The sequence below is a fragment of the Streptomyces sp. NPDC058671 genome (assembly GCF_042716475.1).
Taxonomy (GTDB): Bacteria; Actinomycetota; Actinomycetes; order Streptomycetales; family Streptomycetaceae; genus Streptomyces.
Genome location: NZ_JBHXSA010000022.1, coordinates 31,461 through 51,746, shown reverse-complemented (window position 1 = coordinate 51,746; position 20,286 = coordinate 31,461). Strand labels below are relative to the sequence as shown.

Annotated in this window: 24 protein-coding genes; 9 read left to right on the top strand and 15 right to left on the bottom strand. The window is 72.0% G+C overall.

Translation table 11 applies throughout. From position 1 onward, the window contains the following. Window positions 1–3: 3 nt before the first annotated feature. Window positions 4–873: a hypothetical protein gene (locus ACFWV2_RS25360; protein WP_384408005.1), complete on the bottom strand. Its 870-nt coding sequence runs from the start codon at window positions 871–873 to the stop codon at window positions 4–6. After that, the gene (locus ACFWV2_RS25355; RefSeq protein ID WP_384408003.1) at window positions 866–1,462 is read right to left on the bottom strand and encodes an RNA polymerase sigma factor; all 597 of its coding nucleotides are present in this window, start codon (window positions 1,460–1,462) and stop codon (window positions 866–868) included. The genes ACFWV2_RS25360 and ACFWV2_RS25355 overlap by 8 nt, the downstream gene beginning before the upstream one ends. A 113-nt stretch (window positions 1,463–1,575) precedes the next feature. Here ACFWV2_RS25355 and trpS point away from each other — a divergent pair, with 113 nt between their 5' ends. Continuing rightward, window positions 1,576–2,586, top strand: coding sequence for a tryptophan--tRNA ligase (gene trpS, locus ACFWV2_RS25350; protein ID WP_384408000.1), 1,011 nt, complete (start codon window positions 1,576–1,578; stop codon window positions 2,584–2,586). Window positions 2,587–2,677: 91 nt separating this feature from the next. Beyond that, window positions 2,678–3,274: a 2'-5' RNA ligase family protein gene (locus tag ACFWV2_RS25345; protein WP_384407998.1), complete on the top strand. Its 597-nt coding sequence runs from the start codon at window positions 2,678–2,680 to the stop codon at window positions 3,272–3,274. Window positions 3,275–3,324: 50 nt separating this feature from the next. Here the strand turns inward: ACFWV2_RS25345 and ACFWV2_RS25340 are convergent, their stop codons facing one another. Next, complete coding sequence (locus ACFWV2_RS25340; protein WP_384407996.1) at window positions 3,325–4,080, bottom strand: decaprenylphospho-beta-D-erythro-pentofuranosid-2-ulose 2-reductase; 756 nt, start codon at window positions 4,078–4,080, stop codon at window positions 3,325–3,327. Window positions 4,081–4,089: 9 nt separating this feature from the next. Then, window positions 4,090–5,466, bottom strand: a complete 1,377-nt coding sequence (locus tag ACFWV2_RS25335; RefSeq protein ID WP_384407994.1) for an FAD-binding protein — start codon at window positions 5,464–5,466, stop codon at window positions 4,090–4,092. A 128-nt stretch (window positions 5,467–5,594) separates the two neighbouring features. Between ACFWV2_RS25335 and ACFWV2_RS25330 the strand changes: the two genes are divergently transcribed. After that, window positions 5,595–6,506 carry a YihY/virulence factor BrkB family protein gene (locus ACFWV2_RS25330; protein ID WP_384407992.1) on the top strand — a complete coding sequence of 304 codons (912 nt, stop codon included), beginning with the start codon at window positions 5,595–5,597 and terminating at the stop codon, window positions 6,504–6,506. Here ACFWV2_RS25330 and ACFWV2_RS25325 read toward each other — a convergent pair. Continuing rightward, complete coding sequence (locus tag ACFWV2_RS25325) at window positions 6,430–7,695, bottom strand: D-alanyl-D-alanine carboxypeptidase family protein (protein ID WP_384407990.1); 1,266 nt, start codon at window positions 7,693–7,695, stop codon at window positions 6,430–6,432. The genes ACFWV2_RS25330 and ACFWV2_RS25325 overlap by 77 nt on opposite strands. Window positions 7,696–7,804: 109 nt before the next feature. Here ACFWV2_RS25325 and ACFWV2_RS25320 point away from each other — a divergent pair, with 109 nt between their 5' ends. Further along, window positions 7,805–8,050 carry an SCO4848 family membrane protein gene (locus ACFWV2_RS25320; RefSeq protein ID WP_384407988.1) on the top strand — a complete coding sequence of 82 codons (246 nt, stop codon included), beginning with the start codon at window positions 7,805–7,807 and terminating at the stop codon, window positions 8,048–8,050. 19 nt (window positions 8,051–8,069) lie between these two features. Beyond that, window positions 8,070–9,371 carry a metallophosphoesterase gene (locus ACFWV2_RS25315; RefSeq protein ID WP_384407986.1) on the top strand — a complete coding sequence of 434 codons (1,302 nt, stop codon included), beginning with the start codon at window positions 8,070–8,072 and terminating at the stop codon, window positions 9,369–9,371. A gap of 84 nt (window positions 9,372–9,455) precedes the next feature. Here ACFWV2_RS25315 and ACFWV2_RS25310 read toward each other — a convergent pair whose 3' ends face one another. The 3 genes from ACFWV2_RS25310 to ACFWV2_RS25300 are packed head-to-tail and all read right to left on the bottom strand — an operon-like array spanning window position 9,456 to window position 11,139. Next, window positions 9,456–10,265, bottom strand: coding sequence for a TetR family transcriptional regulator (locus tag ACFWV2_RS25310; RefSeq protein ID WP_384407984.1), 810 nt, complete (start codon window positions 10,263–10,265; stop codon window positions 9,456–9,458). A 10-nt stretch (window positions 10,266–10,275) separates the two neighbouring features. Next, a complete protein-coding gene (locus ACFWV2_RS25305; RefSeq protein WP_384407982.1) occupies window positions 10,276–10,698 on the bottom strand; it encodes a thiol-disulfide oxidoreductase DCC family protein in 423 nt (140 codons plus the stop codon). A 6-nt stretch (window positions 10,699–10,704) separates the two neighbouring features. Next, window positions 10,705–11,139 carry a hypothetical protein gene (locus ACFWV2_RS25300; protein ID WP_360785514.1) on the bottom strand — a complete coding sequence of 145 codons (435 nt, stop codon included), beginning with the start codon at window positions 11,137–11,139 and terminating at the stop codon, window positions 10,705–10,707. 176 nt (window positions 11,140–11,315) lie between these two features. Between ACFWV2_RS25300 and ACFWV2_RS25295 the strand changes: the two genes are divergently transcribed. Next, window positions 11,316–11,870: a MarR family winged helix-turn-helix transcriptional regulator gene (locus tag ACFWV2_RS25295; RefSeq protein WP_384407980.1), complete on the top strand. Its 555-nt coding sequence runs from the start codon at window positions 11,316–11,318 to the stop codon at window positions 11,868–11,870. Window positions 11,871–11,955: 85 nt separating this feature from the next. Here ACFWV2_RS25295 and ACFWV2_RS25290 read toward each other — a convergent pair whose 3' ends face one another. The 6 genes from ACFWV2_RS25290 to ACFWV2_RS25265 form a co-directional block, all read right to left on the bottom strand. After that, a complete protein-coding gene (locus ACFWV2_RS25290; protein WP_384407978.1) occupies window positions 11,956–12,459 on the bottom strand; it encodes a hypothetical protein in 504 nt (167 codons plus the stop codon). Window positions 12,460–12,541: 82 nt separating this feature from the next. Further along, window positions 12,542–13,300, bottom strand: a complete 759-nt coding sequence (locus ACFWV2_RS25285; protein ID WP_360785520.1) for a succinate dehydrogenase iron-sulfur subunit — start codon at window positions 13,298–13,300, stop codon at window positions 12,542–12,544. Further along, on the bottom strand, window positions 13,300–15,054 hold the full coding sequence (gene sdhA, locus ACFWV2_RS25280) for a succinate dehydrogenase flavoprotein subunit (RefSeq protein ID WP_384407976.1): 1,755 nt from the start codon (window positions 15,052–15,054) through the stop codon (window positions 13,300–13,302). The genes ACFWV2_RS25285 and sdhA overlap by 1 nt, the downstream gene beginning before the upstream one ends. A 25-nt stretch (window positions 15,055–15,079) precedes the next feature. Further along, the gene (locus tag ACFWV2_RS25275; protein ID WP_384407974.1) at window positions 15,080–15,559 is read right to left on the bottom strand and encodes a succinate dehydrogenase hydrophobic membrane anchor subunit; all 480 of its coding nucleotides are present in this window, start codon (window positions 15,557–15,559) and stop codon (window positions 15,080–15,082) included. An 8-nt stretch (window positions 15,560–15,567) separates the two neighbouring features. Further along, the gene (sdhC, locus tag ACFWV2_RS25270) at window positions 15,568–15,948 is read right to left on the bottom strand and encodes a succinate dehydrogenase, cytochrome b556 subunit (RefSeq protein WP_073809812.1); all 381 of its coding nucleotides are present in this window, start codon (window positions 15,946–15,948) and stop codon (window positions 15,568–15,570) included. A gap of 192 nt (window positions 15,949–16,140) precedes the next feature. Further along, window positions 16,141–16,665, bottom strand: coding sequence for a 2-oxo-4-hydroxy-4-carboxy-5-ureidoimidazoline decarboxylase (locus ACFWV2_RS25265; RefSeq protein ID WP_384408125.1), 525 nt, complete (start codon window positions 16,663–16,665; stop codon window positions 16,141–16,143). Between the two features lie 293 nt (window positions 16,666–16,958). Between ACFWV2_RS25265 and ACFWV2_RS25260 the strand changes: the two genes are divergently transcribed. The 3 genes from ACFWV2_RS25260 to ACFWV2_RS25250 all read left to right on the top strand — a co-directional run bounded on the left by ACFWV2_RS25260 (window position 16,959) and on the right by ACFWV2_RS25250 (window position 19,380). Further along, a complete protein-coding gene (locus ACFWV2_RS25260) occupies window positions 16,959–18,581 on the top strand; it encodes a glycoside hydrolase family 20 protein (protein WP_384407971.1) in 1,623 nt (540 codons plus the stop codon). Between the two features lie 19 nt (window positions 18,582–18,600). Then, the gene (locus tag ACFWV2_RS25255) at window positions 18,601–18,753 is read left to right on the top strand and encodes a hypothetical protein (protein WP_384407969.1); all 153 of its coding nucleotides are present in this window, start codon (window positions 18,601–18,603) and stop codon (window positions 18,751–18,753) included. 66 nt (window positions 18,754–18,819) lie between these two features. Next, the gene (locus ACFWV2_RS25250; RefSeq protein ID WP_384407967.1) at window positions 18,820–19,380 is read left to right on the top strand and encodes a hypothetical protein; all 561 of its coding nucleotides are present in this window, start codon (window positions 18,820–18,822) and stop codon (window positions 19,378–19,380) included. 13 nt (window positions 19,381–19,393) lie between these two features. Here ACFWV2_RS25250 and ACFWV2_RS25245 read toward each other — a convergent pair whose 3' ends face one another. Next, window positions 19,394–20,131, bottom strand: coding sequence for a Clp protease N-terminal domain-containing protein (locus ACFWV2_RS25245; protein ID WP_384407965.1), 738 nt, complete (start codon window positions 20,129–20,131; stop codon window positions 19,394–19,396). Window positions 20,132–20,286 lie beyond the last annotated feature (155 nt).

Here is a 20,286-nt window from a genome sequence, read left to right as displayed (position 1 = left end):
CAGTCACCCGCCGGGGCCCAGGGACTCCGCCGCCCGGCGGGCCTCCTCCCGGTCCGGTATGCCCTCCAGCCGGAAGGTGCGCACGCCCCCGCTCCTCGTCCAGAGGAGCGTGGGGCCCGCCGTGCGGACCTCGTGGGTCCAGGCCGTGCCCGCCCCGTCCGTCAGCGGGACCGTCAGGAGGTGCGGGGCCGCGAACCAGTAGCCCTGCGCGCCGTCCGGGAGGTCGACCCACTCCGGTCGCGTCCTGACCTGTTTGGCGAAGCCGATGTCCAGGCGGGCCGGGAACTCGTCCAGCCGGACCGTCCGCCCCCCGTCGCGCCAGCACAGGCTGATCACCGCCCGGCCCCGCTCGGCCGACCCCGTCACCGTGACCGCGTCCGGCGCGCCGAGCGCCCCCGGTATCAGAGGCTCGAAGCCCGCCCTGCGCCCGGCCTCCGCCAACGGCACCGGCTCCGCGCATCCGGGCACCGGCACCGCGCCTCCGTCCGGGACCCGGCGCCCCTCCGGGTCGTACCGCACGGCCACCCCGCCGAAGCCGAACCACTCCGCCACCGCCGCCCGCACCGGCGGGGTCAGCACCAGGACGATCAGCACCCCGGTGAGGCCCGCGACCAGCGCCCGCCACCGCTCGCGCGCCCACGCCCACGCCGAGGCCCACGCAGGGACCCACGCCGACGTCCACCGCCGTCGCCGGCCCGGCCCGGGCACCTGCTCGGGCACCCCTTCGGGCACCCCTTCGGGCGTCGGCGTCGGCACCCGCTCGGCGAGGAGCTGTGCGAGCACCCGCTCGGCCATCGTCCCGCCGTCCACGTCCGGCACCCGCAGCCGCCGTCCCAGCTCCCGCAGCTCGTCCGGCAGCTCCTCGTCAGCCACGCCCCTCGCCTCCTTCCCGGTCCTCGCCGAGCTCCAGTCCCAGTTTCCGCAGCGCCCGGCTCAGCCGGGACTTCACCGTCCCCTTCGGCCAGCCCAGCGCCTGCGCCGTCTCCGCCTCGTCCAGCTCCAGGAGATAGCGGTGGATCACCACCTGCCGGTGGTCCTCGCCGAGACCGTCCAGGGCGTCGAGCAGCCGCCGGCTCCGCTCCCGCTCCTCGGCCGCGACCGCCGGGTCCGCCGACTCCGGTATCCGCGGCTCACCGCCGAGCAGGTCCGCCTCCCGGTCCGCGACGGCCCGCCGCCGCCCCGCCGCCCGCACTGTGTTCCTGGTCTCATTGACGACGATCCGCAACAGCCACGGCCGGAACGCCGCCCCCTCCTGGAACCGCCCCAGCGAGCGGTACGCCTTGAAGAAGGCCTGCTGCACCACGTCCTCGGCCTCCGCGCCGGCGCCGCACGCCACCGCCGCCCTCAGAGCGACCGCCGTATGCGCGCGAACCAGCACCGCGTACGCCTCCGGCTCTCCGGCGCGTACCCGTGCGATCACCGCGGCCTCGTCGGCGACCAGGCCCCCCTCCCGCGTCCTCACACTCTTGATACACCGGCAGTCCGGGATCGGTTCCCACACCTGAGAGAATGATGTGCATGGCCTCTGACAGCCCGCCCGTCACCCACCTCCACCCTCAGGGGAATGGCTCCGCCGTGCAGCATCGACCGCGTGTGCTCTCCGGAATCCAGCCCACCGCAGGCTCGTTCCACCTCGGCAACTACCTCGGCGCCGTGCGCCAGTGGGTCGCCCTCCAGGAGACCCACGACGCCTTCTACATGGTCGTCGACCTGCACGCGATCACGGTTCCCCAGGACCCCGCCGAGCTGCGCGCCAACACCCGGCTCGCCGCCGCCCAGCTGCTCGCCGCCGGTCTCGACCCGGAGCGCTGCACCCTCTTCGTCCAGAGCCACGTCCCCGAGCACGCGCAGCTCGGCTGGGTCATGAACTGCCTCACGGGCTTCGGCGAGGCCTCCCGTATGACCCAGTTCAAGGACAAGTCGGCCAAGCAGGGTGCCGACCGCGCCACCGTCGGCCTCTTCACGTACCCGATCCTCCAGGTCGCGGACATCCTGCTCTACCAGGCCAACGAGGTCCCGGTCGGCGAGGACCAGCGCCAGCACATCGAGCTGACCCGTGACCTCGCGGAGCGCTTCAACGGCCGCTTCGGCGAGACCTTCACGATCCCCAAGCCGTACATCCTCAGGGAGACGGCGAAGATCTACGACCTCCAGGACCCGGCGGTCAAGATGAGCAAGTCGGCGTCCACGCCGAAGGGCCTCATCAACCTCCTGGACGACCCGAAGGCCACCGCGAAGAAGGTCAAGAGCGCGGTCACCGACACCGACACGGTGATCCGGTTCGACCCGGAGAACAAGGCGGGCGTCTCCAACCTGCTCACGATCATGTCCACGCTCACCTCCACGTCCGTCGAGGACCTGGTCACGAGCTACGAGGGCAAGATGTACGGCGCACTGAAGACGGACCTGGCCGAGGTCATGGTGGACTTCGTCACGCCGTTCCGGGCGCGCACCCAGGAATACCTGGACGACCCCGAGACGCTGGACTCGGTCCTGGCCAAGGGAGCGGAGAAGGCCCGCGCGGTCGCCGCGGAGACGCTGGCGCAGACGTACGAGCGGATGGGCTTCCTGCCCGCCAAGCACTGAGGCGGAGGACCCTGGCCACAAGGGTGGTACAGGACGCACACTGGCGGCTGAACCACCGCACACCAGTCGACGGACGACGGAGGAGAACGACGTGGGGACCGTAACGCTCGGCGTTTCGATCGCGGTCCCGGAGCCCTACGGCAGCCTGCTCCAGGAGCGGCGCGCCGGCTTCGGGGACCCGGCCGCGTACGGCATCCCCACGCACATCACCCTCGTCCCGCCGACCGAGGTCCCGGAGGAGCGGCTGCCGGAGATCGAGGCGTACCTCGCACGTGTCGCCGCCGGCCACCAGCCCTTCCCGGTGCGCCTCCAGGGCACCGGGACCTTCCGGCCGCTCTCCCCGGTCGTCTACGTGAAGGTGAAGGAGGGCCACTCCCTCTGCCACCGGCTCCAGCACGTGATCCGGGACGAGTCGGGGCCGCTGGTGCGCGAGCTCCAGTTCCCGTACCACCCGCACGTCACCGTGGCGCACGGCATCTCCGAGGAGGGGATGGACCGGGCGTTCGAGGAGCTCGCCGGCTACGAGGCGGCGTGGATCTGCCGCTCCTTCGCGCTGTACGAGCAGGGCCCGGACGGGGTGTGGCGGAAGCTGTACGACTACCTGTTCGGCAGCGGCCGCCCGGTCTCGGCCGTCCCCACCCAGGGCGGCAGCCCGGTCGACACGCCGTCGGGGTCCCCGACGGCCTGACCGCCGGGGACCCCGCGCCGCGAGGTCCCGCCGCCTCGCACCGGCGGGTCTCACACCGGCAGGCGTCGGAACAGCGGCCTCGGCACATGCCGTACCGCCGCCATCACCATCCGCAGCGCCCCCGGCACCCACACCGTCTCCGAGCGGCGCCGCAGACCCAGCTCGACGGCGGTCGCGACCGCCTCGGGGGTCGTCGCGAGCGGTGTCTCCGCGAGCCCGGCCGTCATCTTCGAGCGGACGAATCCGGGCCGTACGACCATGACGTGCACCCCGGTGCCGTGCAGCGCGTCCCCGAGCCCCTGGGCGAAGGCGTCGAGACCGGCCTTCGAGGACCCGTAGATGAAGTCGGCGCGACGGGCCCGTTCGCCCGCCACCGAGGAGAGCACCACCAGGGAGCCGTGCCCCTGCGCCTGGAGCGCGCCCGCGCAGACGAGCCCGGCCGAGACGGCGCCGATGTAGTTGGTCCGGGCGACGCGGACGGCGGCCACCGGGTCGGACTCGTCCCGCGCCTGGTCGCCGAGGACCCCGAAGGCGAGGAGCACCATGTCGATGTCGCCCTCGGTGAAGATCTTGCCGAGCCGCTCCTCGTGGGACTCGGTGTCGAGCGCGTCGAACGGGACGGTCCGCACGTCCGCGCCGAGCGCGCGCAGCGAGTCGGCCGCGGCGGTGAGCGCGGGGGAGGGGCGTCCGGCGAGCCAGACGGTACGGGTACGCCGGGCGATCAGCCGGCGGGCGGTGGCGAGCCCGATCTCGGAGGTGCCACCGAGGACGAGCAGGGACTGCGGGGCGCCGAAGGCGTCCTTCATGGGGTCTCCTCAGATTCCGAGGCGGCGGGAGAGGTCCGAGGTGAAGACGGACCCGGGGTCGAGCGCGGTGCGCAGGGCCCGGAACTCGTCGAGCCGCGGGTACATCGCGGCCGCCGTCTCCGGCCGTACCCGGGAGTCCTCGGCTAGCTGGACCCGGCCGCCCGCACCCGCGACGTCCTCGTCGAGCGCGTCGAGGAAGGCTCCGAGCCCGGGGAGGCCGGCCGGCAGGTCGAGGGCGAGCCCCCAGCCGGGGAGCGGGAACGACAGCGGACCGGGGCCGCCCGCGCCGAAGCGCCGGAGGACGGCGTGGAAGGAGGGGCAGCCGCGGTCCGCGATCCGCCGCACCACCCTCCGCAGGGTGTCCTCCTGTCCGTCCGGGACGACGAAGCGGTAGGGGACGAGCCCCGCGCGCCCGTGGAGCCGGTTCCAGTGCGGGACGCCGTCGAGGGGGTGGAAGAGGGCGGTGAGCGGCCGGAGCCGGCCGGTGCTTTCGCGGAGCGACCCGCGGTACCGCAGCTCGTCGATGAGCCCCGCGGCGGTACGGCCGAGCAGCCCGCCGGGAACGTACGGCGGCGGGGCGGGCAGCCGTCCGGGCCGCAGGGCGAGCGGCGCGCGGCGGGCCCGGTGGCGGCGGGGCAGCGCGTCGTACGGGGCGTGGTCGCCGCGCGTGAGGACGGCGCGGCCGATGGTGGCGCCCCGGGAGCGCAGGTCGATCCGGGCGACGGAGTAGCGGTACCGGTGGTCGGTGGCGGCGAGCCGGTCCATCAGGTCGTCGAGGTCCCGGGCGCGCTCGGTGTCGAGGGCCATCAGCGAGGTCTCGACGGGCAGCAGCCGCAGGGTGACGGCGAGGATGACGCCGGTCAGGCCCAGGCCGCCGGTGGTGGCGTCGAAGAGCGGGGTGCCGGGCAGCACGGTCCGGATCTCGCCGTCGGCGGTGAGGAGCCGGAGCGCGGTCACGTGCCGCCCGAAGGCGCCGGCGGCCCGGTGGTTCGCGCCGTGGACGTCGGCGGCGACGGCCCCGCCGACGGTGGCGTGCCGGGTCGCGGGGACGACCGGGACGAACCAGCCCAGCGGCAGCAGCGCCTCCATGAGCCGGTGCAGGCTGACGCCCGCCTCGCAGACGACGAGACCGGCGGCGGGGTCGACGGCCAGGATCCGGTCGAGGCCGGTCATGTCGAGGACGGTGCCGCCGGCGTTCTGGGCGGCGTCCCCGTACGCGCGGCCGAGGCCGCGGGCGATCGAGCCACGGGCTCCGCGGCCACGGACGGCTTCGGCGGCTTCGGCCTCGCCGCGGGGCCGGTGCACGCGCGCGAGGGTCGGGGCCGTGCGCCCCCAGCCGCTGAGCTCTTCGCAGTCGTCGTCAAGGACGTAGGTCTCGACAGCCATGGAGGTGACCGTATAGCCGCCTGTGTCCCTTATGTCGGCATGGCGTGGCGGTTCGTCGAAACGGGTGATTAAAGGAGAGTCGGGTAAGCATCCCCCAGCAGCGCCGGGATCGGGGGTAAGGGTACGGAATGGACTGGCTGACCAAGCTCCCCGTCATCGGCCCGTGGGCCGCCCGCCTCATGCGGACCCACGCCTGGCGCGCCTACGAGACCCTCGACCAGGTCCACTGGAGCCGCCTCGCCGCCGCGATCACCTTCCTGTCCTTCCTGGCCCTCTTCCCGCTGATCACCGTGGCCGCCGCGATCGGCGCCGCGCTCCTCTCCGACCAGCAGCTCGCCCGGATCGAGGAGAAGATCGGTGACCAGGTCCCCGGCATCTCCGAGCAACTGGACATCGGCGGACTCGTCGCCAACGCCGGCACCATCGGCCTCGTCGCCGGCGCCCTCCTGCTCGTCACCGGCATCGGCTGGGTCGGCTCCATGCGGGACTGCCTGCGCGCGGTGTGGAAGCTCGACGACGTGGACGAGGGCAACCCGGTGCTGCTCAAGGGCAAGGACGCGCTCGTCCTGCTCGGCCTCGGCGGCGTCGCCCTCGGCTCGCTCGCCGCGTCCTGGCTCGGCTCCACCGCCGTCGGCTGGAGCGCCGACCGGGTCGGGGTCTCCGGCGACGGGGCGGGCGGCGTCCTCCTCCAGGGAGCGGCCGTCCTCATCGGTGTCGCCGCCGACTTCCTGATCCTGCTGTACGTGCTGACGCTGCTGCCCGGCGTGCAGCCGCCCCGCCGCGCCCTCGTGGTGGCGGCGCTCATGGGGGCGGTCGGCTTCGAACTGCTCAAGCTGCTGCTCGGCGGCTACATGCGGGGCGTCGCGGCGAAGTCGATGTACGGGGCGTTCGGCGTTCCGGTCGCCCTGATGCTCTGGATCAACTTCACGGCGAAGCTGCTGCTGTTCTGCGCCGCCTGGACCGCTACGGATTCACGTCGGGATCCTGCTCCCGCCGCCGACGCAGCCCCGCCGGCGCGGCCAGCGGCCAGCGCCGGTTGACCAGGAAGACGGCACCGGCGAGGAGCAGGAACACCCCGCCCGCCACGGCGAGCGCGATCCCGACGCCGCCGGACCTCTCCGTGGCCGCCGCCTGCACGGTGTTCCCCGGGACGTCCTCGCCGGGGCCCGCCGTGGCACCGTCGCCCGGAGCGGTCGTCCCCGTACGCACGGACCGCGGCGGCACCAGCTCGCCGACCGGCGTCACCTTCCCGGCGGCGGCGAAACCCCAGTCGAGCAGCCGGGCGGTCTCGCGGTAGACGGCGTGCTGCTCCTTCGACGACGGGTTCATCACGGTCACGAGCAACACCCGGCCGCCCCGCTCCGCGACCCCCGTGAAGGTGGCACCCGCGTGCGTGGTGCTGCCGTTCTTCACCCCGGCGATGCCCTGGTACGGGGCGACGCCGAAGTCACCCGTGAGCAGCCGGTTGGTGTTCTGGATCTCGAAGGTCTCGCGCTTCTTGCCCGGCTTCTGCTCGCCGGGGAAGACGGCCCGTGGCGTGGCGGCGTACTCGCGGAAGGCCGGCTTCTTCATGCCGTTGCGGGCGATGAGCGTCAGGTCGTACGCGGAGGAGACCTGGCCCGGGGCGTCATAACCGTCCGGGGACACCACATGGGTGTCCAGGGCCTGGAGCTCGGCCGCCTGTTCGTTCATGTCCTTCACGGTCTGGAGGAGGCCGTTGTTCATGCTGGTCAGGACGTGGACGGCGTCGTTGCCGGAGCGGAGGAAGACGCCCAGCCACAGTTCGTGGACGCTGTAGGTCTGCTTCTCCTTGATGCCGACGAGGCTGGAACCCGCTCCTATCCCGGCGAGGTCGGCGGTGGTGACGAGGTGGTTCCGCGTCTTGGGGAACTTCTCCAGGAGCGTGTCCGCGAAGAGCATCTTGAGGGTGGAGGCCGGGGCCAGCGGCCAGTGCGCGTTGTGCGCGGCGAGGACGTCGCCGTTCTCCGCGTCCGCGACGATCCACGACCGGCCGGAGAGCTCCTTGGGCAGCACCGGGGCGCCGGGGCCCAACTTCACCTGGGTCCCGGGCCTGCCGAGCAGGGGGCCGCCGATCGAGGACATCGCGGCCGGTGGCTTGGGCTGCTTGTCCTTCCCTGGCACCGGTTCGGCGTGGGCGGGCCCGGCGGAGACGAGCGGCAGGAGTACAGCAGCGGCGACCGCCCAGGCGGTCCTCTTCGAAGCAGACACGGTCGTGAACGTACAGGTACGGAATGACGATCCGAACCCCGGCTGGCTCCGCGCCCCCGGTCGTCCACCCGGACGCGGGGCCCCTGAGGCACGCGGTGATACTGGGGGCATGAAGCTCAGCCGCCGCGTCTCCTGGTTCCTGCTCGCGTTCGGGGTCTGGAGTTGGTTCATCTGGATCACCTTCGTCGCGAATCTGGCGAAGGACGGGAGCGGCCTCGCCTTCGACGACGCGGGCGACCCGACGGCCTACTTCTGGGTCCATCTGCTGCTTGCCGTCACGTCCTTTGTTCTGGGGACGGTGATCGGGGTGCTCGGGTTGCGTGGCGTGCGTGCCGCGCGCCGCGCGAACGGTTGAGAAGAAGGGGTTCCGGGGCGTGATCGCCTTCCTGCTGGTCCTGATCGTGGTCCTCGCGCTGCTCGGCGCGGTCCACTGGTACGTGTGGCGGCGCCTGGTGCGTGACGTCACGAGGCGCGGCAGCCTGCCGCGCCGGCTGGGCACCGTCGCCGTCGTGGCGCTGCCCCTGCTCTCGTTCGCGGCCCTCGGCTCCGCCCGCGCCGGAGCGCCCTTCACGCTCCAGCAGGTGGTGGCCTGGCCGGGCTTCCTGTGGCTCGCCCTGCTCCTGTACGTGACCCTGGCCCTGGCCGTCGGGGAGGCCGTACGGCCCGTCCTGCGCGCCTGGCTCGCCCGCCGGGACGCGGCGGGCGTACCGGCGGCGGCCGCGGCCCCGACGGCCGCTCCCGCGCCGGTACCGGTACCGGAGCCCGTACCCGCCGCGGCGCGCCCCGCCGAACCGGCCGAGCCCACCGCGGCGAGGGCCCCCGCGTCCGCCCCGGCGCCCGCCGCCGATGTCTCCCGGCGTCTGTTCGTGTCCCGGGTCGTCGGCGGCGCCGCCGCGGCGGCGGCCGTGGGGACCGTGGGCTACGGCACGTACGGCGTGCTGCGCGGTCCCCGGATCAAGCGGGTCACCGTCCCGCTCGCGAAGGTGCCGCGCGCCGCGCACGGCTACCGGATCGCCGTCGTCTCCGACATCCACCTCGGGCCGATCCTGGGCCGCGCCCACACCCAGCGCATCGTGGACGCGATCAACTCCACCCAGCCCGACCTGATCGCGGTCGTCGGCGACCTCGTCGACGGCACCGTGGAGAACCTCGGCCCCGCCGCCGAGCCGCTCGCCCGGCTCCGCGCCCGCCACGGCTCGTTCTTCGTGACCGGCAACCACGAGTACTTCTCGGGCGCCGACGCCTGGGTCGACCACGTCCGTGAACTGGGCCTGCGTCCGCTGCGCAACGAGCGCCTGGAGATCGCGGCCGGTTTCGACCTCGCGGGCGTCGACGACATCGCGGGGGAGAGCGAGGGCCGGGGTCCCGACTTCGCCCGGGCCCTCGGGGACCGCGACCGGGCCCGCGCCGCGGTCCTACTGGCGCACCAGCCGGTCGTCGTCCACGACGCCGTACGCCACGGTGTGGACCTCCAGCTCTCCGGTCACACCCACGGCGGCCAGCTCTGGCCCGGCAACTACCTCGCCGAACTGGCCAACCCGACCGTCGCCGGGCTCGAACGGTACGGGGACACCCAGCTGTACGTCTCCCGGGGCGCGGGCGCCTGGGGACCCCCGGTGCGGGTCGGCGCGCCGTCCGACATCACCCTGGTCCAACTCGCCTCGAAGCAGGCGTGACGGGAGCGGGGCGTGTGACCGGGGCCGGGCCGGTGACCCTGGCGGGGCGTGTGACCGGGGCCGGGCTCGTGGCCCGGCCAGGATTCACGAGGTCTCCGGCGGCTTCGCGCCCGACTTCTTCGACGGCGTCCCCGAGGCCGCCATCCCGGCCGCCGTCGGCATGAAGTCCGAGAGCAGCTCGTGCGTCTCCTTGACCAGGGGGCGCAGGACGCGGAAGCGGGAGAGCGAGATCGCCCGGGCGGTGACCGGCGCGAGCCGTTCCACCAGACGGCGGCTGTTGGCGGCGCCCTCCGAGCGGTCGTACACCCAGAACAGCACCAGGCCCATCTGCTGGAGCCAGAGCAGCCGGGGGAGTGCCTCCGCCAGTTCCGGGTCGACCTTCACCGAGGCGCCGGAGATGACCCGCCGGTGCACCTCGATCGCCGCCTCGCGCGGGCCCTCCGACTCGGGCGAGAAGGGGCTGAGCGGACTGTCGGGGTCGGCCGCGTTCTTGAAGAACTGGGACGCGAACTCGTGGTACGGCCCGGCGATGTCCAGCCACCCGAGGTAGACCCCCCGGATCCGGGCCGTCAGGTCCTTCTCGGCGCCCGTCAGGATGGGCTCGACGGCCGCCTGGTGCTCCTCGGCGATCCGGTCGTAGAAGCCCTGGACGAGGTGCTCCTTGGACGAGAAGTAGTAGTACGCGTTGCCGACGGAGACCCCGGCCTCCTGGGCGATGGCCCGCATCGTCGTCTTGTCGTAACCGCGCTCCCTGAACAGCCGGAGCGCGGTCTCGAGGATGAGCGTGCGGGTCTGCTCGCTCTTCGGGGCCTTCTTCTCGGCGGCCGCCTTCTCGTCGCCCTTCTTCTCGGTCGACTTGCCGGCCGCCTTGCTCTCTTCCGTCACGTCCTTCACGGGGGCGAGCCTAGCCGGGCGGACCGGGCACCTCGCAGTGCCCGTCCTCGCAGGCCGGCCCCTTGAGGGCCTCGCGCCACTTCGCCGCTGCGAGCACCGTCATCCGGGCGAAGGGCTGCCCCGCGGGGGTGGCGAGCCAGTGGGCCCTCGGCCGGTGGTCGGCGAGCGCCCAGAGGCAGACGATCCAGGCGGAGGTCTCCCGGTAGACCTGGCCCCGGTCCCCGACCACGGTGATCTCCCGCAGGGTGGGGGTGTGGTCGAGGTCGGGGAAGCGGCGCCTGGCTTCCCGCGATCCGGCCGGTACGAGGTCGAGCGGTACGAGCTGCCGCTGGCGCAGCAGCCAGTGCCTGAGGTGCACGCAGAGCGGGCAGCCGGCGTCGTAGAGGACGGTCAGTCGTCCGACGGGGATCGTCGGCGCGTTCGGGGCCGGCACGGCGGGTCAGCCCTGAGGTGCGGGCGGGGCCCAGGGCCCGGTCTTCGGGGCGGTGGTCCAGCCCTGCGGGCCGACGGGCGGGACCTGTTCGCGCTCCATGACACCGCGTCGGCGGATCTTGTTGAGGACGTAGACGTTCCCGAGGTGCATCACGCCGAGGACGAGGAGGACGACGCCGAGTTTCACGGAGAGCGCCTCGAAGAGCGAGCGGGCGTCGAGGACGGCGTCGTCCTGGCTCAGATAGAGGGCGACGAAGCCGAAGTTGACGAGGTAGAAGCCGACCACCAGGAGGTGGTTGACCGCCTCGGCGAGCTTCTCGTTGCCGTGGAGGACGTCCGCGAGGAAGATCCTTCCGTTGCGGCTGAGTGTGCGGGCGACCCAGACGGTCAGGGCCACGCTGATCAGCAGGTAGACGATGTACGCGATGACAGTGAGGTCCATGCCCCACCCTCCCTTGAACGCGTTCAAAAGCTGGCAGTCATGACTGTAGACCTCTCTTTGAACGTGTTCAAGTTGCTCAGGGGAGGGAATCCGGGGACCCGTGCGCGCCACCCCCGCCCTCGGGGTGATAGGCGACTTTTCGGGTGGTTCGTCCTTCACGGACGTACGATCGGCCCATGGCGCACCCCGAGGAACCGCCCGCCCCGAGCGCACCGCCGACACCGCGCGACTGGACCGACGAGCACGTCGCGCGCTGGCAGCCCGTCCTGCCCGGCCTCGACCCCGTGGTCGAGGGGGCCGTCACCCGGATGAAGAAGCTCTCCGTCCATCTCCGCCGGGTCAGGGAGCAGTCGCTCGTCGACTTCGGGCTGGAGCGGCACGAGTTCGACACGCTCCACAAGATCGCCGGGCGCGGCGGCAGCGCCGCCCCCTCCGAACTCGCCCAGGACCTCGACCTGGTCCCCGCCTCCGTCTCGGGACGTCTGGACGCATTGGAGAAGCGGGGCCTCGTCCGCCGCACCCGGTCCGCGGCCGGGCGGCGCCGGGTGCTCGTCGAACTGACCGACGCCGGCCGTGAGACCTGGCTCGGGGCGATGGAGGTCCTCGGGCACGAGGAGTACCGGCTGCTCGGCGTCCTCGCCCCCGAGGAGCGAGCCCTCCTCAACGACCTGCTGCGGCGGGTCATGGTCGCGGCGGAGTCCACGGAGCCCGCTCGCCCCTGGCACGGCTGAGCCCGCCGGCCCCTGGCACGGTGAGCCCGCCCGCCGCCGGCACGGCTGAGCCCGCCGCCTTGCACGGCCGAGGCCGTGCGGTGGGTCACATGCTGAGCGACCGCGCGTAGTTGAGCTGGCCCATCACCCAGTGGATGGTGTCCGGGCCCCGCGCCGGGATCATCGTCGAGTGGTGCCGGCCACCGCTGGTCACCGTGACCTGGATGAAGCCGGTGGTCTGCTTCTCCTTCATCAGCAGGAACAGCAGGCCCAGCAGGCAGAAGACGAAGAAGACGACCGCCAGCACGATCCCGGCCGTCGAGATCTTCTCCTCCGTCCGCGACATGTCCATCGCGTTCCAGACGGCCCCCTTCAGGGGCATGGCCCCGGCGGGGGTGATGATCTGGTCGCCGACGACGGTGATGTCACCCAGGCTCAGCAGCGGCGCGCCCCCGGCGGGGACCGGCGGATAGGACGGCTGCGGCACCGGCACCCCCTCGGGGATCGTCGGCTGGTAGCCGCCCTGCGGGTACCCGTACCCGGGCGCCCCGGCCTGCTGGCCGGGGCCCCACTCGTACTCCTCCGACTTGTAAGGGTTCGGCTCGCTCATCAGTCCCCGTCCTCCGCAAAGAAAAAGCCCGCTCCTGCACGCCGCAGCGTACAGAAGCGGGCCTCGTCGGCCGAACGGGATGTCAGAAGCGGCGCGTGATCAGCGCCCGCTTGACCTCCTGGATGGCCTTGGTGACCTCGATGCCACGCGGGCACGCGTCCGTGCAGTTGAACGTCGTGCGGCAGCGCCACACGCCGTCCTTGTCGTTCAGGATCTCCAGGCGCTGCTCGCCCGCCTCGTCACGCGAGTCGAAGATGAAGCGGTGCGCGTTGACGATCGCGGCCGGACCGAAGTACTGGCCGTCGTTCCAGAAGACCGGGCAGGACGACGTGCACGCGGCGCACAGGATGCACTTGGTGGTGTCGTCGAAGCGCTCACGGTCCTCGGCGGACTGCAGGCGCTCGCGCGTCGGCTCGTTGCCCTTGGTGACCAGGAACGGCATGACGTCCCGGTACGCCTGGAAGAACGGCTCCATGTCCACGACCAGGTCCTTGAGGACCGTCAGGCCCTTGATGGCCTCGACCGTGATGGGCTTCTCGGGGTTGATGTCCTTGATCAGCGTCTTGCAGGCGAGCCTGTTCTTGCCGTTGATCCGCATCGCGTCCGAGCCGCAGATGCCGTGCGCGCACGAGCGGCGGAAGGTCAGCGTGCCGTCGACGTCCCACTTGATCTTGTGGAGGGCGTCGAGCACACGCTCCTTCGGGTCGATGTCGATCTGGAAGTCCTCCCAGACCGACGCGTCCGACACCTCGGGGTTGAAGCGGCGGATCCGCATCGTGACCGTGATGTACGGGGAGGCGGCGGAGTCCTTCTCCACCCTGTCCAGTACGGGGGTAGCCATCAGTACTTACGCTCCATCGGCTGGTAGCGGGTCTGGACGACCGGCTTGTAGTCGAGACGGACGGTCTCGGAGCCGTCCTCGCCGACCTCGCGGTACGCCATGGTGTGGCGCATGAAGTTGACGTCGTCGCGGTTGGGGTAGTCCTCGCGGTAGTGACCGCCGCGGGACTCCTTGCGCGCCAGGGCCGAGACGGCCATGACCTCGGCCAGTTCGAGCAGGTTGCCCAGCTCCATGGCCTCCAGGAGGTCCGTGTTGAAGCGCTTGCCCTTGTCCTGGATGGACACGTTCGCGTAGCGCTCGCGCAGCTCGGCGATCTTCTCGACGGCCGTCTTGATGGTCTGCTCCGTGCGGAACACCATCACGTTGGCGTCCATCGTCTCCTGGAGCTCACGGCGCAGGTCGGCGACCCGCTCGTTGCCCGTGGAGTTGCGCAGCCGCTCGATCTGCGCGACGACGAGGGACTCCGGGTTCTCCGGCAGCTCGACGAAGTCGTGCTTGGCGGAGTACTCGGCGGCGGCGATGCCGGAGCGCTTGCCGAAGACGTTGATGTCGAGCAGCGAGTTGGTGCCGAGGCGGTTGGCGCCGTGCACCGACACGCAGGCGACCTCGCCGGCCGCGTACAGGCCCGGGACGACGGTGGTGTTGTCCATGAGGACCTCACCCTCGACGTTGGTCGGGATGCCGCCCATGGCGTAGTGCGCGGTGGGCTGGATCGGGATCGGGTCCGTGTACGGCTCGATGCCGAGGTACGTACGGGCGAACTCGGTGATGTCCGGGAGCTTGGCGTCCAGCTGCTCCGGCGGGAGGTGCGTCAGGTCCAGGTAGACGTGGTCGCCCTCGGGACCGCAGCCGCGGCCCTCGCGGATCTCCGTGTAGATGGAGCGGGAGACGACGTCACGGGACGCGAGGTCCTTCATGACCGGCGCGTACTTCTCCATGAAGCGCTCGCCGTCCTTGTTGCGGAGGATGCCGCCCTCACCGCGGGCGCCCTCCGTCAGCAGGATGCCCATGCGCCAGATGCCCGTCGGGTGGAACTGGAAGAACTCCATGTCCTCGAGGGGCAGACCGCGCCGGAAGCAGGCGGCCTGGCCGTCACCGGTCAGGGTGTGCGCGTTGGAGGTCACCTTGAAGAACTTGCCGGTGCCGCCGGACGCGTAGATCACGGCCTTGGCCTGGAAGATGTGGATCTCGCCGGTGGCCAGCTCGTACGCGACGACGCCGGCGGACTTCTTGACGCCGTCGACCTCGGTGATCAGCTGGTCCAGGACGTAGAACTCGTTGAAGAACTCCACGCCCTCCTTGACGCAGTTCTGGTACAGCGTCTGGAGGATCATGTGACCGGTGCGGTCCGCGGCGTAGCAGGACCGGCGGACCGGGGCCTCGCCGTGGTTGCGGGAGTGACCGCCGAAGCGGCGCTGGTCGATGGTGCCGTCCGGGGTCCGGTTGAACGGCAGGCCCATCTTCTCCAGGTCGAGGACGGCGTCGATGGCCTCCTTCGCCAGGATCTCGGCGGCGTCCTGGTCGACCAGGTAGTCACCGCCCTTGACCGTGTCGAAGGTGTGCCACTCCCAGTTGTCCTCCTCCACGTTGGCGAGCGCGGCGGCCATGCCGCCCTGCGCGGCGCCCGTGTGGGAGCGGGTGGGGTAGAGCTTCGTCAGCACGGCGGTGCGGCTGCGCTTCGTCGACTCGATGGCGGCGCGCATGCCGGCGCCACCGGCGCCGACGATGACGGTGTCGTACTTGTGGATCTTCATGACGTGGATTACCTCAGCCCCGTGCCTAGCGGATGTTCGGGTCGAAGGTGAAGATCACCAGCGTGCCCAGAAGGATGGTGAACACCGTGGCGGTGTACAGCAGGCCCTTGAGCCACAGGCGCGTCTTGGCCCGCTCCGCGTAGTCGTTGATGACGGTGCGGAGGCCGTTGGCGCCGTGCAGCATGGCGAGCCAGAGCATCAGCAGGTCCCAGACCTGCCAGAACGGGGAGGCCCAGCGGCCGGCCACGAAGGCGAAGCCGATCTTGGAGACGCCACCGTCCAGGAAGAGCTGGATCAGCAGGTGGCCGAGGACCAGGACGACCAGGACGATGCCCGAGAGGCGCATGAAGAGCCATGCGGCCATCTCGAAGTTGCCCCGGGTCGCGCGCGGGGTCTTGCCGGTGCGCTTGCGAGGGGCCTCGATGTACGGCGCGGGGTTGTCCACGTCGTAGACGGTGCCGCCCTCGACGGGGCCGATCGCGGCGGAGGAGGTGTCAGCAGACATGAGTGGCGTCAGCTCCCGAACAGTTCACGTGCGGCGTGGCCGAGGATCGGGTAAAGCGAGCCCGCCATCAGCACGACCCAGATGCCCACGACGGTCCAGAGCATCTGCTTCTGGTAGCGCGGGCCCTTGGACCAGAAGTCCACGGCGATGACCCGGAGGCCGTTCAGCGCGTGGAAGAGGATGGCTGCGACGAGGCCGTACTCCAGAAGAGCGACGATCGGCGTCTTGTAGGTCGCGACGACCTCGTCGTACGCCTCGGGGGAGACGCGGACGAGAGCGGTGTCCAGCACGTGTACGAACAGGAAGAAGAAGATGAGGACGCCGGTGACTCGATGAGCCACCCAGCTCCACATTCCTTCCCGGCCGCGGTACAGCGTTCCAGCCGGCACGGAAAAACCCTCCGGGAGCGGGGATCAGGGTCGGCCGGCTTCAGTGTCGGTCTGACCCGGCCGGGTACGGTCCACCGGCCCCGGTCATCGTAGCGACGAGTTGTCGGTTCGCTCGCGCGGGGTCCATAGGTGTGATCAAAGAGGCACGGACGGGCTATCGCGCAGGCCGGAATCGCCGCATTCCGGACGGAATCACGAACCGGTGTGTCGGAGTGTGAGCGCCTCGGAGAACCGGAAGGCCAGCCGGGCGCGGGCGAGGCGACGTAGCTCCTCTGCCGCGATCACCCGCTCCTCCTCCGGTTCGTTGCCGAGACGTGACCGGATACCGGCCAGTACCCGGTCGAGCCGCTCCCCGGGACGCACTCCGTCGAGGCTGATCACGAACGCGTGTCCGAAGCCGCTCTCGTACGCGGCGTGGGCGGCCCGCAGCGCGGTCCGGGCCGCCGGCGGGGCGTCCGGGTGCGGCAGCGCGGAGGACTCGGCGGCCAGGGCCTCGTCGAGGTCGGCGCGGGACAGGTCGTAACCGGCCTCGTCGGCGGCGGCGAGCAGCGCGTCCACGGTCGGGTACGGCCGGTGCGCCGCCACCCGTTCGGCCCAACGGTGACTGTGGCAGCAGGCGAGGAGCAGCGCCTCGGCCTCGGCGGGCGCGGCGGCGTTGAAACCGGCGAGTCCCCGGAGGGTTCCGTGGGGCACGGGACCCCTGTGCTGCGTGGGCAGGGCGGTCGCGGCAGGGGCTCCGACCGCACCGGGGGTCGCGGCGGCGGTGGGAGGGGCGGGCGTGTCCGTGGAGCCCGCGGTCCGGCAGGGGAGGTGGGTGTCGCTGGTCAGCGTGGACTCCGGTACTCCGGGACGGATGGGGTGGACGTGACTCAACGTTATCGACGGGGCGAGAGAAGTGCCCGACGGATGCGCGAATTTCACCCGGAAGGGAGAGTTTCGGAACATGTGACGGATGATCGGGTTCCGTTCCCCCGATTGGCCGGACCGCCCGCCGTACGGGAGGATTCCGAATGATGCGGTACTCCATACGGGGGCCCCACCAGGGCCCCGCACTGATGGCGACCGCGGTGGCACTGGCCACCGTGGCGGCCTGTTCCCCCGGCGCTCCCACCGGAGCGCCCCCGCCCCCCACCCCCTCCGGCGGCACGTCCGCGAGCGCCGCGCCCACCAGCGCGCCGCCCGGCCCGACACCCACGCCGACGCGGACCTACCCCCTGTCCACCGCGCCCCGCACCGTCCCCGCCGTGCGCGACCACGAGGCCGCCCGCGGCCCCGGCTGGAAACCCGCGCCGACGGCCGGGATCGTCATCGCCGCCGGCAGCGAAGGACTCGCCGACGAGGCGCGGCTGCTCGCGGGGGAACTGAAGATCGCGTACCGGGGAGCCGTCGCCGCCCGCGCCGGCGACGTCGAGCTCGCCCTCGGCGGCGAGGGCGCCCCCGAGTCGTACACGCTCACCACCCGCGACGACCGGGTCAGGATCAGCGGCCCCGACCAGGCGGGCGTCTTCTACGGCACCCGCACCCTCAAGCAGTCGGTGAAGGCCTCGGGAGCGATGCCCGAGGGCACCGTCACCGACGCCCCCGCGAAGCCCCAGCGCGGACTGAACCTCGACATCGCCCGCAAGTTCTTCACCGCGGAGTGGATCGAGGCCCGGCTCCGGGAGATGGCCGACCTCAAGCTCAACCAGTTCGGACTGCACTTCTCCGACGACCAGGGCTTCCGGATCGCCTCCGACTCCCACCCCGAGGTCGTCTCGGCCGAGCACCTCACCAAGGCCGAGGTGCGCCGGATCCTCTCCCTCGCGCAGACCCTCCACATCACCGTCGTGCCCGAGATCGACTCGCCAGGACACCTCGGAGCCGTCCTGCGCGCCCACCCGGACCTCCAGCTGCGCAACGTCCAGGGCACTCCGCGCCAGGGTGCGATCGACATCTCCAAGCCCGCCTCGGCCCGGCTCGTGGACGAGCTGCTGCGCGAGTACGCCGCACTCTTCCCCGGCGGCTGGTTCCACGTCGGCGCCGACGAGTACCAGGCCCTGACCGTCCGCTCCCCCGAGGCCTCCTATCCGCAGCTGGCCTCGGCGGCCCGGCAGAAGTACGGCGCCGAGGCGCGCGTCCAGGACCTGGCGGAGGGCTGGCTGAACGACCGCGCGGCGGTCGTCCGCGACACGGGCAAGGTCGCGAAGGCCTGGAACGACGGGTTCTTCCGGGGCGGCGTCGTCGACGCGGACAAGGGCATCGAGGTCGAGTACTGGACCGGCAAGGAGATCGGGGCCCGGCCGCCGGCCGAGTACCTGGCCGAGGGCCGCAAGGTCGTGAACCTCAACGACGAGTACCTCTACTACGTCCTCGGCGAGCCGAACCAGTTCACCTACCCGACGGGCCGCCGCATCTACGAGCAGTGGACACCGCTCGTCCTGCGCGGCACCACGCCCGTCCCCGCGCGGTACGACCCCCAGATCCTCGGGGCCCGCTTCGCGGTCTGGTGCGACCTCTCCCGGTCGCAGACGCAGGCACAGGTCGCGGACGGCATCCGGCTGCCGCTGACGGCGCTCGCCCAGAAGGTCTGGGACCCGGCGAAACCGACCCTGACCTGGGACCAGTTCCGGGCGCTGGCGACGAAGGTCCGCTGATCCCGCCGGGGCGCCGGTCATGCCGCTCTCCGACGTGGGGCCCGTCGGCGCGGCGCTGAGGGAGCGGGAGCGGGGTGAGCGGCTGCTCGCCCCGCACCTGGTGGAGTCCCGGCGCTGTGCGACCTCTATGCAGCACGCCACAGCCACTGGCATGATTCCGGCCGCGCAGTGACGAAAAAGCGCCCCCCGGCGCAGTAGGGGACGTACTGCGTCCGCATCGGGTGGCGAGGAGGCGTCCATGGCGTCGGGAAACGGCCGGAGCCTGCTGGAACTGATCGAGGGGGCCGACGAGCGAGGCCTGGCCGCAGCCGGCCTCGCATGCCTCGACCGCTGCCTCCCCCTGCTCGCCGGTGACCGGGGCGACGCCCTGCGGCCCGTCTGGGCCGCCGTCGCGCGCGGCGACGGGAACGCCTGGGGCGAGGCCGTCGCCAAGGCCCGGGTCGAACTGGACGCCGACGGTACGGCGGACGTCGCGGCCGTACGCGGGATGCTGGCCGCCGCCCCGGCGGCCTGGACCGCCGCAGACCTCCGCGCCTGGGCCCACGCCTGCTCCGGCACCGCCCTCGCCCTGCACGGACGGTACGACGCCGGAGAGGTGCCCGACGGTCTCGTCGAGCGCTGCCGAGCGGGGGACGCGTACGGCGCGGGCCCGCTGCTCGCCGGGGAGCTCCGCCGCCAGCAGGCCGTCCTCGAGACGGTCGCCCACGGCCCGACCGGTCTGCGCCGGGCACGAGAGCTCTCCGTCGAGGGCGGCCGGGTGCTGCGCGCGGTCGTCTCACGCCGGGCCCGCACCGCCTGAATGGCCGGTCCGGTCAGGACTCCGGCGCCTCGACCGTCGCCGACGCGATGGTCTCGGCGATCTGCCGCTCCGCCGTGGCCTTGTCGAGTCCGAGGCCGGCGAGCACGCCCGTGCCGTCCTCCTGCTCCAGGAGGGCGAGCAAGATGTGCTCGGTGCCGACGTAGTTGTGGCCGAGCCGCAGCGCCTCGCGGAACGTCAGCTCCAGGACCTTCTTCGCCGCCGCGTCGTACGGGACGAGGGTGGGCGGCTCGTCGACGCCCGGCGGCAGGGTCGCGGCGGCGGCCTCGCGGACCTGGTCGAGGGTCACGCCCTGGGAGGTGATCCAGTACGCCGCGATCCCCTCGGGCTCGGCGAGCAGGCCGAGCGTCAGGTGGGCGGGGGTGATCTCGGCGTTCCCGACGGCCGTGGCCTCGTTCTGGGACGCCATGACCACGTTCCTGGCGCGGGGGGTGAACCGGTTGAACCCGGCGTTCGGGTCCATCTTCTCCGTGTCCGGTTCCTTGGGCACGAACCGCTTCTGGGCCGCCTGGCGGGTCACGCCCATGCTGCGGCCGATGTCGGTCCAGGAGGCCCCGGAGCGCCGGGCCTGGTCGACGAAGTGGCCGATGAGGTGGTCGGCGACATCGCCGAGGTGGTCCGCCGCGATGACGGCGCCGGAGAGCTGCTCCAGGGCGTCGGGGTGGACCTTCTTGATCGCGTCGATGAGTTCGTCGAGGCGGACGGGAACGGTCGGAACGACTGGATTCGTCATGAGGGCAACCCTAGGTTGACACCACCCGACTGTCAACCATCGGTTGACAGTGAAAGGGGTGCACTGCGCCCCCGGCGGAAAAGCGTGCGAAAAGGAGCCGAAACGGCCTCGGAAATGGGAGACGACCGGGGTCGCCACCCCCCACAGGAGAGACC

Bases quoted from the DNA above. Each gene is read 5' to 3' on its own strand.
- ACFWV2_RS25285 (WP_360785520.1), bottom strand. From the start codon at position 13,300: ATGGCTACCCCCGTACTGGACAGGGTGGAGAAGGACTCCGCCGCCTCC.
- ACFWV2_RS25320 (WP_384407988.1), top strand. From the start codon at position 7,805: ATGAAGCTCAGCCGCCGCGTCTCCTGGTTCCTGCTCGCGTTCGGGGTC.
- ACFWV2_RS25340 (WP_384407996.1), bottom strand. From the start codon at position 4,080: ATGAAGGACGCCTTCGGCGCCCCGCAGTCCCTGCTCGTCCTCGGTGGC.
- ACFWV2_RS25335 (WP_384407994.1), bottom strand. From the start codon at position 5,466: ATGGCTGTCGAGACCTACGTCCTTGACGACGACTGCGAAGAGCTCAGC.
- ACFWV2_RS25275 (WP_384407974.1), bottom strand. From the start codon at position 15,559: ATGTCTGCTGACACCTCCTCCGCCGCGATCGGCCCCGTCGAGGGCGGC.
- ACFWV2_RS25260 (WP_384407971.1), top strand. From the start codon at position 16,959: ATGATGCGGTACTCCATACGGGGGCCCCACCAGGGCCCCGCACTGATG.
- ACFWV2_RS25330 (WP_384407992.1), top strand. From the start codon at position 5,595: ATGGACTGGCTGACCAAGCTCCCCGTCATCGGCCCGTGGGCCGCCCGC.
- sdhA (WP_384407976.1), bottom strand. From the start codon at position 15,054: ATGAAGATCCACAAGTACGACACCGTCATCGTCGGCGCCGGTGGCGCC.
- ACFWV2_RS25295 (WP_384407980.1), top strand. From the start codon at position 11,316: ATGGCGCACCCCGAGGAACCGCCCGCCCCGAGCGCACCGCCGACACCG.
- ACFWV2_RS25250 (WP_384407967.1), top strand. From the start codon at position 18,820: ATGGCGTCGGGAAACGGCCGGAGCCTGCTGGAACTGATCGAGGGGGCC.
- ACFWV2_RS25300 (WP_360785514.1), bottom strand. From the start codon at position 11,139: ATGGACCTCACTGTCATCGCGTACATCGTCTACCTGCTGATCAGCGTG.
- ACFWV2_RS25255 (WP_384407969.1), top strand. From the start codon at position 18,601: ATGCCGCTCTCCGACGTGGGGCCCGTCGGCGCGGCGCTGAGGGAGCGG.
- ACFWV2_RS25245 (WP_384407965.1), bottom strand. From the start codon at position 20,131: ATGACGAATCCAGTCGTTCCGACCGTTCCCGTCCGCCTCGACGAACTC.
- ACFWV2_RS25290 (WP_384407978.1), bottom strand. From the start codon at position 12,459: ATGAGCGAGCCGAACCCTTACAAGTCGGAGGAGTACGAGTGGGGCCCC.